Consider the following 11,287-nt stretch of genomic DNA (forward strand, 5'->3'; position numbering starts at 1 on the left):
CGCGCGTTCATTTATTGCATACAAAACTAAGTGAAGTTAATGTCAGATTAATGACAACAACATGAAACATAAAAGCTTAAAAATTAAAAAAGTGGCGAAGCAACCTTCGCCAACTAGGTTCACTGATGTGTGTCTTGCCAACGATTGACTGGCAAAAGGGAGAAGCGCGTATTAGCGTTAAAATCGCTGCATGAATATACTTGCCACTGCGTATTTACCCCAGCTCCTTGGTTGTCCATACAGTAGCCATTTCGGTCATCGCCACCATTAGGGTTATGCCAATTAATAAAGGCACCTAATTTGGTAATGCAACTAAAACATTAGCAGCTGAAGTTTGTGACTATGAGTACTAGTCCACGCCAAAAGAACTATGTATCGTTTCTCCTAAATCTTGCACGCGCGCTCACATCATTATTAAGCGATTAATTGCCTGTTACTCACACAACGAAGAGCCTAACCCCGGTTAACTATTCCTTGACGAACCAATAATAAAAATTACAATTAATATACGTTTTATATATGAAGCATATATTTTGGGTATAGTTAAAATATCGGATGAGCTACACAAAGAGCTAAGAAATGCCAGCTCTGTCATGTCGCGATCGATTAATTCACAAGCTGAGTTTTGGATCAAAATAGGCATGTTGGCCGAGCTACATCCACAAAAATCATTTAATGAAATCATCGCCGAACTGATGAAATCCGTTAATGTTTCGGCCAGTAATATTACGCTAATCGCAGGGCATAACGATGAATAACCAAGTGATAATTAAATCTAACCGTGAAAGAGACCTGATGCGCCAATCAGGCAAGTTGCTGGCAAAGGTTTTTGAGATGCTTGATGGCTACGTTAAGCCCGGCATTTCCACTATGGCGATAAATGACCGAGTTGAGGACTTTATTGTTAATGAGCTTAATGCTCGCCCTGCGAGTAAGGGACAATACGATTATCAATTTGTATTGAACGCATCCGTTAATGAAGTGGTTTGCCACGGCATACCTAAAGCGACTCACTTTCTTAAAGATGGCGATATTGTCAACTTAGATATTACCTTAGAAAAAAATGGCTTTATCGCCGACTCCAGCAAAATGTATGTGATGCCCAAAGCATCGCCACTGGCCAAGAAATTGGTAGACGTTACCTACAAAGCTATGTGGCAAGGGATCAAACAAGTAAAACCCGGCGCCACACTTGGCGACATTGGCCATACAATTCAGCAATATGCCCAAACCCATGGCTACAGTGTGGTAAGAGAATATTGTGGACATGGTATCGGCCGAGAAATGCACGAAGAGCCACAAATACTCCATTATGGCTTACCCAATCAAGGGCTGGTACTTAAAGAAGGGATGACGTTCACCATTGAGCCCATGCTCAACCAAGGGACCGCGAAAACTAAAACAAAAAAGGATGGCTGGACAGTCATCACTCGTGACAAGAAGCTTTCAGCTCAGTCTGAGCACACGATACTAGTGACAAGTACGGGTTACGAGGTACTCACCCTACGTCAAGAAGAACAACCAGGAAAAAGCTAACTAGCAGCACATAAAGAGTGCTGCGCTGACAGCGATTCTCTTTCTAATACTTTAAAATTAGGTATGTACCTAAACAGCCTCCCGCTGAACCCGCATCTTGAAGTTGCCTGGGTATACAATAAGGATTTGATATGTTTAGAGTTATCTATGAATGGCGCGTACCAGCTGAGAAAATGAACGAGTTTCAAGACGTTTGGCGTTCAGCCACTGATTCCATTCACCATTCGGTCGCAGGTGCGCTCGGTAGCTTTATGCTGCGCTCTTCTGACTCCCCTGAAAAAGTCTTAACTATTGCAAAGTGGCGAACGCGCCAAGACTGGGAATTATTCTGGGGCAACTGTAATCCAGAAAAAATGCAGAAGATGCGTGAAATTGCTGAACGAATTTCGGTTGAAGCATTCGACGAAATTGAAGATAGAACAAGGTAATGGCAACAACGCTTACCAATCAAAGCGCAGCAAACGTTTGGTCTGCAGCTAATAAAAGTAGTTAGTGCCATCACTGTCATTATTAGGAGTAACTTAAAAGTTGAAAGATAAAATTTTTGAAGGAGGCTGCCTTTGTGGCGATATTCGATTTTCGGCAACTGGGCCAGCATTAAAACCACATACATGTTCTTGTCGACAATGCCAACGTCACTCAGACTCATTAACCCAAGCATGGGTTGAATTTCCAAAAGAAAATGTCACCTGGAATGGCGTTGCTGGAGAGCCTTCGACATGGCGCTCTTCTGACTATTCTTCTCGGGCTTTTTGTTCTAACTGTGGTAGCACTATTGGCGCAATTGACGACGCACCAACAATCGCTATTGTGTTAGGGGTGTTTGACCGTCCCACCTTAAAACACTGGCACCAAAAAATCACTCCTATATTTCCAAAAGGCCTAAATGGTGGAAAGTAGAGATAGACGCCTAACGGATATAACAGGAGCCACTTAGCCCACAGCTATGTTCGATTGTGTAACAGGTTTCACTCACGGCAACTAGCGGCTTCTTTAAAGCATACCTGACAATTCCCTCTTGTCATTGGCTGGCTATTATCATTTAATAACAACCAGTTATTAAATGCCTGTTGTAAAAACTTCATTAACAGAGAGCAACTTCGGGGGAGTTAATATGCAATTAGTTCAACCTACAGAGCAGCATCTAGTTGCAATGATGAGTTGGTTTTCCAATCAGCAAACGCTCACAGAATGGTCAGGGCCAAATTTCAGGTATCCGTTCAATTTAGCTTCATTTACAGATGATCTAAACCTGAACAAGCTCAGTTCATATGCCCTACTATCCGATAGATCTGAGTTTTTAGCCTTTGGACAATACTACCAACGATTAAATAAGTGCCATTTGGGTAGGTTGATCGTGAATCCGAAATTTCGAGGTTATGGTATAGCAGCAAAACTGATGTCTCATTTAAGTGAGCAAGGTTTAAAGCAACTAAAGGTAAATGACATCTCATTATTTGTCTTAGCCCATAATGCCAAAGCCATAAAAGCCTACGAAAAATTTGGATTTTCGTTTACTGATTATCCTGATGAAATGCCATTAGAAAATTGTTTATACATGGTTAAATCAGTTCATTAAGCTAGCCGCTCTTTATAATTTGGAAGAATTATGGAAATAATCAGAAGTAAAGATTTTAAATCGGAACGCCCTTGGGGGGCAAAAGACATCGCAAATATGAAGGGAATTACAACGCGATTGCATTGGACAGATCAACCTTACAAGTGGCACATCAACGATGGCGAAGAAGTGTTTGTTGTGCTACATGGTATTGTTGAAATGTTTTTCAAAGAAAACGGCATTGAACAATCGAGTGTTCTTGAGGCGGGCGATATATTTTATGCCACGATAGGAACCGAGCATGTTGCACATCCTCGGGGGGAAGCCAGAATCTTAGTCGTGGAGTCTGAAGGCAGCGTGTAACATTATTGGGTGAAACAAACGTTATGCCCTATCAGTTGCGAATATATCAGGTTACGACCCGAGTTATCGCGAACTGCTGTATCGGATGATAAGCATCGTTTAACTTAGCAGAACTGTGGATTAAAACCTAAATGGAAAGCGACTGAACCAAGAAAAAGCCGCTTTACATTTTACACCATCAGCTTGCAGCCCCTTAAGCGCTAACAAGCTGTGAACGTTCATTGTTAATCAACGACTAAACCTTAAACGCCGACATAGTATGCTTCAAATCGGCTGAAAGAGCTTGCAGTTGCGCAATCACTTCACTGGAGCGCGCCACGGCGAGTAACGACTGCTCAGATTCTTGGTTCATTCTGTCGGTGCTGGCATTAACTTCACTGGCAACGGCAGTTTGCTCCTCGGCCATGGCGGCAATGGAATTGATCATGTCGTACAAGCCTTGAATGGCATCGCGTAAACTGTGTTGAATGGCGTCTGAGCGACCTATTTCATTCATACTCTGCTGTGCATCGTTAGCTGCAGCTTCAATCACACCCACTAACCCTTTTGACTCCGACTGTAATCGTTCAATGCTTAATTGAATTTCTTCTGTTGATTCACGGGTTTTACTGGCCAGCGCCCTTACTTCATCAGCCACTACCGCAAAACCTCGGCCACTTTCACCGGCTCGTGCGGCCTCAATAGCGGCATTTAGTGCCAATAAATTAGTTTGCTCTGCAATCCCCTGAATCACATCCAAAACACTGCCAATCTGTATACTAAGTGAATCAAAATTAGTGACGCGTTGATTAGCATCGTCCACTTTTTGCACTAATTGGCTAATTTGCTTAGTCACTTGCGCCGCAATGACACCACTGTCTTGTGAGTCTGACTTAACGCTGTCAATATTTTCTAAGGCCGCTTGAATACTCACACTTTCTTGTTCAATCGCGCGCGTCACCTCAGCCATGGCGGTGCTGACATGAGCAATTTCTTGTTTTTGACGCTGCACTGCATGATCGACATCTTGGCTGCTCGATAAAATAATACTAACTTGATTGGTCGTATTATCTGCTGCTTGATTAGCATCAATGATAAGGGAGCGCGTTTTCGCTAAAAATTCATTCACGCTATTCGCCATCAGGCCAATTTCATCTTCACTATGAATGTCTATTTGCTGAGTTAAATCCCCGCCCCCCTTGGCAAGGCTAGCCAACGCACGAGTTAATACTTTCACTTTTGAAATAATGCGGTTGACTAAAATAAACGATAACGCCGCTAACATGACGCCACCTAGCACCACCATAACCCAGGTTAAATTAATGACCAATCCACTCGATGCACGGTTCATTTCATCATCAATTTCTCGGATTAATTCACGGTTACTTTTATTAACATCGGTAAAACTAACCTCGAGCTTATTCTGGTTAATCACCGCTTGTTGCGTAATGATTTGCTCTACTTGCGCCGCGCTATCGGTAATGAGCTGTTTAAACTCTACTTCTGTTTTTTCGATTTCTTTGTTTTGTAAGCTTTTATCCAGCGCAATAATTAACTTACCGACCACACGATCTTGGTAAGAAACGTCTGTTTGTGCCAAATATATATTCGGGTTATTTTGCGCACCATTTAACAGCTTTTCCATTCTACGGTTACCTTGCCCCTCATTAACCAATTGATTAACCATAGGGTTAGCACTGTTAAGGTAACGAGTCAGGTAGCGCCCTTTATCGTCATAAAAAGTAGCAAAAACGACACTAGAGTTTTGGTGAGCGGCCTTCACCAGTTCAGTTAGCTTAGGCATATCACGGTCAACAATCGCTAAAGGTGAAATAGAGGCCAGCATGGTCGCCATTCCATCAGCGCTAGCTTTAGCATTATGGTCAAGCAGTTGGGATATACTTTGCTGTTTTTCACTAAGCTGCTGTTTCAAGCTCATGCTTAATGCTTGATGAGTGTCTTGCGCCATGGCTGTTAAAGCGTGCTGACTCTCAAGTTTTGCTTTACCCAACTCTTGTTCAAGTGCTTCAGAGGAATCAGTCAACTTACGATGTAAATCAATCACAAGATTTGACACGCTACTTTCAGTAAAAGAAATAGAACTGTAGGTTTGTAATGCTACCAAAACGAACACAGCAAAAAGAACTTGTACCAGCAGAGATTGCTTCATTTTTGTTAGCATAACGGACCTTAATTGAATCTTACAAGCGGGCGTATAGGATACCTTTAAAGAAAGGGAGACTTAATAGCCTGCTCTCGGTAAAAGGTAAAATTACCAGCCTATTTTAATGATGTTTTAGTCAATTTAATGATTCCCACTTGCAAAATGAGCTTTATATCCATTTAAAGTAAGAAGGATGTTGCTATATCAAACATAGTCAAACGCAGCAAAAAAAGAAAAATGATCCCTTGAAATTAATCTGATTAACCAGATTAAACTAATACCAATAAACCCATTAGTTTAATAAGCTAACAAGACCGACCATAGAAGATTTTATAACCAAAGTAACTGGTCAATTAAAAATAAAGTCAGGGAATTTGGGTTACAAATAAGATCTAGTTCAAACTCATAAAAAAATAATATTGCGCCCGATAACTCCTGCGCTCTATAGTTACCCTATTACGCGAGTGATGCTGTGATGTGGAGGTGAGTGTCTTTCAATCGGATTGATTGACTATTAAACCTTCAAGACACCAAGGATGGGGTGATTCATAGTACAAGGAATAGTTTATCCAATTGTGCAATTTTCATGTTGTATCCCTTCCATATTTGTCTTTCACTTCCTTGCTTAATATCAACCAAGTACTGTTTAACATGCGGTATTTGGTCACTCATGGACCTTACCCGTAAGGGTAATTTAATAAGGATATAACATGTTTAAGCTTAAACTATTAACCGTAATGGTTGGCTGCGGTATTGCAGCAAATAGCTACGCCATGAACCCTCAGCCAGACCCTCTCAACCCAACGGGTTACACTGTTACTAAAGCAGAAATTCAAGCCGCTGAAGACGCGAAAACAATGAACCCTATGTACGATGTTTGGGCACAAGCCCTACGCACTCGTCCAAATTCGGTCGTTGAAGCAATTGAGCCAGGTGCGGCCAGTAACCCTGAAAACGTTAAACGTGTTGAGCGCGTGTTCCCGCAAGCTGAGTGGGACTTCTTAACGGGCATGGCTGCTCCTGAATACACTTACACCCGCTTCCTACGTGCCATTGGTAAATTCCCAGCCTTTTGTGGCGAGTACACCGATGGCCGTGATTCAGATGCCATTTGTAAGAAATCTATCATCACCGCATTTGCTCACTTCTCACAAGAAACAGGTGGTCACATTGCCAAAGACAATACGTGGGACAACCCACTTGGTCTTGAAGAGTGGCAACAAGCGCTTGTACACGTTCGTGAAATGGGTTGGTCAGAAGGCCAAGCGGGCTACACCACGGGTTGTGGCCAAAATGATTGGCAAAACAAACGTTGGCCATGTGCTGCAGGCCAAGGCTACTTTGGTCGCGGTGCAAAACAACTTTCATACCACTTTAACTACGGCGCATTCTCTGAAGTCATGTACGATGGCGATGCAACCGTACTACTTGATAACCCAGGCCTAGTCGCTGATTCTTGGTTGAATTTAGCTTCTGCTATTTGGTTCTTCCTAACGCCACAAGCGCCAAAACCAGCCATGTTGCACGTTATTGACCGTACTTGGACACCATCACAACGTGAATTAGATGCCGGTATTGGTTACGGTTTCGGTACCACTATCAACGTGATCAACGGTGGTATTGAATGTGGCGAGCAAAACAAAAATAAAGGTCAGCCAGTTAACCGTATTCGTTACTGGGAAGGTCTGTCTTCACATTATCAAATCCCAATCGAAGATGACGAGAAAAACACTTGTTACCAACAACTTCCATACGGCAGCTTAAACCTAAACGGCGCCACTGACGTGCTTTACACTAACTGGGACGGTAACTGGAAATACTACAACGATCGCCCAGGTGGCCAATCATTTGAATGTGAATTGGTTGGTTTCCAAACCGCTTACTCTGCACTGGTACCAGGTGATTACGAGAAGTGTGTGACTAACTTTTACGAGTCTCATGCCAACTGGCCAGAAGTCCGTGTTATTGACGGGCCTGTTGATCCAACACCAACGCCAACTGAGCCTCCTGTAGGCGGCGTGTCACCTTGGGACGCAAGTAAAGTTTACACTGGTGGCGACAAAGTTAGCTATGCGGGCAGTACCTACGAAGCGAAATGGTACACTCAAGGTGATGAGCCAAGTAAAGGTGGCCCATGGAAGCAAATCCAAGGCCCAACGCCAACAGCTGAACCGACTGCAGAGCCAACTGTTGCACCAACCGTGGCTCCTACGCCTAAACCAACGGTAGCGCCAACTGTTGCGCCTACTCCAACACCAACAGTTGCACCGACTGTGGCGCCGACACCTCAGCCAACGGTAGCGCCTACTGTAGCACCAACGGTTGAACCAACTCAGCCTCCAGCGGGTGACTTTATCACTTGGAAAGCGGGTTCAACTAAAGTAAACAACGGCGATAAAGTAACCCACCTAGGTAAATGTTTTGTAGCACAAAACAACCCAGGCGTTTGGGAATCACCGGTTGCTACTAACTGGTTCTGGAAAGAAATTTCTTGTGGAGTTGCCACTGAACCAACAGCTGCGCCTACTGCTGAGCCAACTTCAGCTCCAACAGTAGCACCAACCGTTGCACCAACAGTAGCGCCTACGGTAGCACCTACAGTAGAACCTACTGCGCCACCAACAGGTGATACCACTTGGAGTGAAAGCACTATTTACAACACTGGCGATACAGTGGTTGTTAATGGCGTAACTTACACTGCTCAATGGTGGACACGCGGTGAAAACCCAACGACAACTGGCCCATGGGGTGTATGGAAGAAGTAAACATACCTCTTCCTCAGTTTAACTAAGTAGCAAAAATAGGAGGCGCTAGCGTCTCCTATTTTTTATCATAGTGTCGGTTATCTTTCATCGGCTTCATTTAAAGGAACAGCCGAGTCAACACCTCTGCTTTAGTACTTACTACGCTCGCTACTTAACCTCTACCCTGTTTCAGCGTAACGCAGCCAAATAAAGTAGTTTGACGGCAAAATTTCGTTTTCAGGGATGAAAACGGAAAGCTTATAGGGACATATTCACAGCGTTTTTGCAGGAAAGCATACTATTTCATTTATCCAATATTCAGGTTACTTAATTTCAGTTGGCGCAATAAACCCATCAAGCGCTTCAACCCGAGCAAGCCAAAGGTTAATTGACTGGAATGGTGCTAAATTGATTCCTCCTTGCGGTGCTAACTTGGTATAGGTATAGATCGCAAGATCCGCAATGGTCGGAGTTTTACCCACCAACCAATCGCGTCCGGATAAATGCTGTTCCAAATAAGCTAATAACTGCTCACTCGTCGCCATTGCAGCATCGATATCAATTGCTACCCCCAATAACTTGTGTCGCCTTAACGCACCGGGACCATTCGCTAGCTGACCAGCAGCGAGGGATAAAAAACCTTGAACTCGCCCCTGCTCTATCGGCTGTTGTGGCATCCATTGACCAGACTCATCATACTGACGGGCTAGATAGACCAATATCCCATTTGAGTCAGCTATTATCTCGTTATCATCTTGTAGTACTGGCACTTGTCCTAACGGGTTAAGCTGCAAAAATGCCGGCTGTTGTTGTTCGCCCTTAGCTAAATCCACTGTTACAGAGGTATAGTCCAATTTTAATATTGATAAAAATAACGCCACACGATGGCTATGGCCCGATAAAGGATGGCTATGGAGTATTAAATTTGTCATCTTTTTTCCTTTAATTCAAATAACTAAGCAAATGCAGTATGGGAAAAAATTGCGACGAGAAAAACCATTTTAACGTAGAATCTCTATCAACAAATAGTTAACAATAACTCTAATTGGTGATCTAGTGGATACTATAGTGGGCATAAACACCATCGTTGCTGTTGTAGAAACGGGCTCATTTACCGCCGCAGCCCAGCGTATGGATATATCTAAAGCGTTAGTCAGTAAATATGTGGGGCAAGTAGAGGCTCAGCTTGGTACGCGGTTATTCAATCGCACCACGCGACAAGTGGTTTTAACCCCTGTCGGTCAAGATTATTACCAACAAGCACTTATTCTGCTGCAGCATTACCAAAAAATGCAGGCCAGTGCCACACATGCCCAACATCAACCTCAAGGTAAACTGCGCGTCACCACTTCAGTTATTTTTGGCGATACTTTACTCGCCCCTTTACTGCCAACATTTTTAGCAATGTATCCTGAGGTTGAGTTAGATATTCTACTAACCAACAAAAAGGTGGATTTATTAGCTAGCGGTATTGATTTGGCCATTCGGATCGGCCATTTGGCAGACTCCAGCTTAGTCGCGCAAAAAATCAATCAACTGCCGCTCATGCTTTGTGCCGCTCCGGAATATTTAGCGAAAATAAATCCCCCCAAAGCCGTTGCCGATCTGGCAACATTAGACTGCCTGATAGACAGTAACCATAGCCAACCTCACAGATGGACGTTAACCGATAGAGATGGCAAAACAGAGAGTGTCAATGTAAAGGGCAGGATGACGATTAATAGTTCAAGCTCGATCGCTTCACTTGCTATTGCTGGCGCAAGCATCGCTATGTTGCCCACCTTCCTAGCAGAGCCTGCCATTAATCAAGGCAGGCTAGTAAGAGTATTGCCTGAATATAACGCGTCAACCTATGGTCTTTATGCGGTTTACCCACACCGACAATTTTTATCCCCTAAGGTGCGCTGCTTTATTGACTTTATTCGAACACATTTTGGCCAAAGAGATATCCGCCCTGACCATTAAAAAAGGATGTAACCTCAGCTTTTCTTAAGTCTATTACGAGTGGATAAAGTATATTTTGACTGCAAAATTTCGTTTTCAGGGATGAAAACGCAAAGCGTATAGGGACATATCCACCGCGTTTTTGCAGGGGAAATATACTATTTTGCTTAGCCAGAACTCGGGTGATGTACAACAACCCGCTATTGCTGAATTTGCAACTGGATGCCGGATGCCTTTATTAAGTCATCTATCTCTTTTGGTGGTGTTTGGTCGGTCACGATTAAATCAACATCTTTAATCGTACCTAAGTTAACCATGGCATTGCGGCCAAATTTTGAATGATCAACCGCTAAAAATACCGCGCGGCTGTTTTCAATAATCGCGCGTTTTACCCGTACTTCGTGATAATCAAAATCGAGTAACGAGCCATCAAAATCAATGCCACTGATGCCTAAAATGCCAAAATCTAAACGAAACTGAGAAATGAAATCGAGCGTAGCTTCACCGGTAACGCCGCCATCTCGGTTACGTACTTCGCCCCCGGCTAAAATCACTTTAAAGTCAGGCTTATTCATTAAAATAATGGCCGCATTGATATTGTTGGTAACAATGCGAAGTTGCTGGTGATGTTCAAGCAACGCTCTTGCCACCGCCTCTGGCGTGGTACCAATATCAATAAATAAGGTGGCGCCATCGGGAATGTGTTTGACTAAGGCTTGCGCGATGCGATTCTTCTCATGTTGGTTCATGATTTTTCGTGCGCTATAAGGGGAGTTCTCAGCGCTATTGGCTAAAGTGGCACCACCGTGATTACGGCGAATTTTATTAGCATCAGCGAGTTCATTTAAATCACGGCGAATCGTTTGCGGGCTCACCTCGAACATCGCAACCAAATCATCCGTACTGACATAACCTTGAGCTTTCACTATCTCAATGATTTTTCCATGTCTTTCGCTCGCCTTCACGCTCTTTCCTTATATCCAACAGCCCTATTGAGTG

The 11,287-nt window shown here is 43.4% G+C and carries 11 protein-coding genes and 1 pseudogene; 9 read left to right on the forward strand and 3 right to left on the reverse strand.

The genetic code is table 11. The annotated features are described in order from the left end of the window. Positions 1-533 precede the first annotated feature (533 nt). The 6 genes from K6Y31_RS00695 to K6Y31_RS00720 all read left to right on the forward strand — a co-directional run bounded on the left by K6Y31_RS00695 (position 534) and on the right by K6Y31_RS00720 (position 3,457). Positions 534-758: a ParD-like family protein gene (locus K6Y31_RS00695; RefSeq protein ID WP_233050958.1), complete on the forward strand. Its 225-nt coding sequence runs from the start codon at positions 534-536 to the stop codon at positions 756-758. After that, entirely contained in the window at positions 751-1,536 is a 786-nt protein-coding gene (gene map / locus K6Y31_RS00700; RefSeq protein ID WP_232802575.1) for a type I methionyl aminopeptidase, read from the forward strand. The genes K6Y31_RS00695 and map overlap by 8 nt, the downstream gene beginning before the upstream one ends. Before the next feature lie 131 nt (positions 1,537-1,667). Further along, positions 1,668-1,964 (forward strand): antibiotic biosynthesis monooxygenase family protein, encoded by a 297-nt coding sequence (locus tag K6Y31_RS00705; RefSeq protein WP_232802576.1) that lies wholly within the window; start codon positions 1,668-1,670, stop codon positions 1,962-1,964. A 100-nt stretch (positions 1,965-2,064) separates the two neighbouring features. Next, on the forward strand, positions 2,065-2,436 hold the full coding sequence (locus K6Y31_RS00710) for a GFA family protein (protein WP_233050959.1): 372 nt from the start codon (positions 2,065-2,067) through the stop codon (positions 2,434-2,436). Positions 2,437-2,650: 214 nt separating this feature from the next. Beyond that, positions 2,651-3,115 (forward strand): GNAT family N-acetyltransferase, encoded by a 465-nt coding sequence (locus tag K6Y31_RS00715; RefSeq protein ID WP_233050960.1) that lies wholly within the window; start codon positions 2,651-2,653, stop codon positions 3,113-3,115. A 30-nt stretch (positions 3,116-3,145) separates the two neighbouring features. Further along, complete coding sequence (locus tag K6Y31_RS00720) at positions 3,146-3,457, forward strand: cupin domain-containing protein (protein WP_232802579.1); 312 nt, start codon at positions 3,146-3,148, stop codon at positions 3,455-3,457. A gap of 235 nt (positions 3,458-3,692) precedes the next feature. On the opposite strand, the gene K6Y31_RS00725 is transcribed toward K6Y31_RS00720, so the two are convergent. After that, positions 3,693-5,618, reverse strand: coding sequence for a methyl-accepting chemotaxis protein (locus K6Y31_RS00725; protein WP_232802580.1), 1,926 nt, complete (start codon positions 5,616-5,618; stop codon positions 3,693-3,695). A gap of 692 nt (positions 5,619-6,310) precedes the next feature. Here K6Y31_RS00725 and K6Y31_RS22240 point away from each other — a divergent pair. Both K6Y31_RS22240 and K6Y31_RS22480 read left to right on the forward strand, forming a co-directional pair. Next, a pseudogene (locus tag K6Y31_RS22240) lies at positions 6,311-7,738 on the forward strand (chitinase); the annotation flags it as partial. Positions 7,739-7,801: 63 nt separating this feature from the next. Further along, positions 7,802-8,365 carry a carbohydrate-binding protein gene (locus K6Y31_RS22480; RefSeq protein WP_427901886.1) on the forward strand — a complete coding sequence of 188 codons (564 nt, stop codon included), beginning with the start codon at positions 7,802-7,804 and terminating at the stop codon, positions 8,363-8,365. 302 nt (positions 8,366-8,667) lie between these two features. Here the strand turns inward: K6Y31_RS22480 and K6Y31_RS00745 are convergent, their stop codons facing one another. Beyond that, positions 8,668-9,276: a glutathione S-transferase family protein gene (locus tag K6Y31_RS00745; RefSeq protein WP_232802581.1), complete on the reverse strand. Its 609-nt coding sequence runs from the start codon at positions 9,274-9,276 to the stop codon at positions 8,668-8,670. Positions 9,277-9,400: 124 nt separating this feature from the next. Here K6Y31_RS00745 and K6Y31_RS00750 point away from each other — a divergent pair, with 124 nt between their 5' ends. Next, positions 9,401-10,309, forward strand: a complete 909-nt coding sequence (locus K6Y31_RS00750; RefSeq protein WP_233050961.1) for a LysR family transcriptional regulator — start codon at positions 9,401-9,403, stop codon at positions 10,307-10,309. A 179-nt stretch (positions 10,310-10,488) separates the two neighbouring features. Here K6Y31_RS00750 and K6Y31_RS00755 read toward each other — a convergent pair whose 3' ends face one another. Then, the gene (locus K6Y31_RS00755; RefSeq protein WP_233050962.1) at positions 10,489-11,253 is read right to left on the reverse strand and encodes a DeoR/GlpR family transcriptional regulator; all 765 of its coding nucleotides are present in this window, start codon (positions 11,251-11,253) and stop codon (positions 10,489-10,491) included. Between the last annotated feature and the right edge of the window lie 34 nt (positions 11,254-11,287).

This window comes from Motilimonas cestriensis (assembly GCF_021295315.1).
GTDB classification, from domain to species: Bacteria; Pseudomonadota; Gammaproteobacteria; order Enterobacterales; family CBDFNC01; genus Motilimonas; species Motilimonas cestriensis.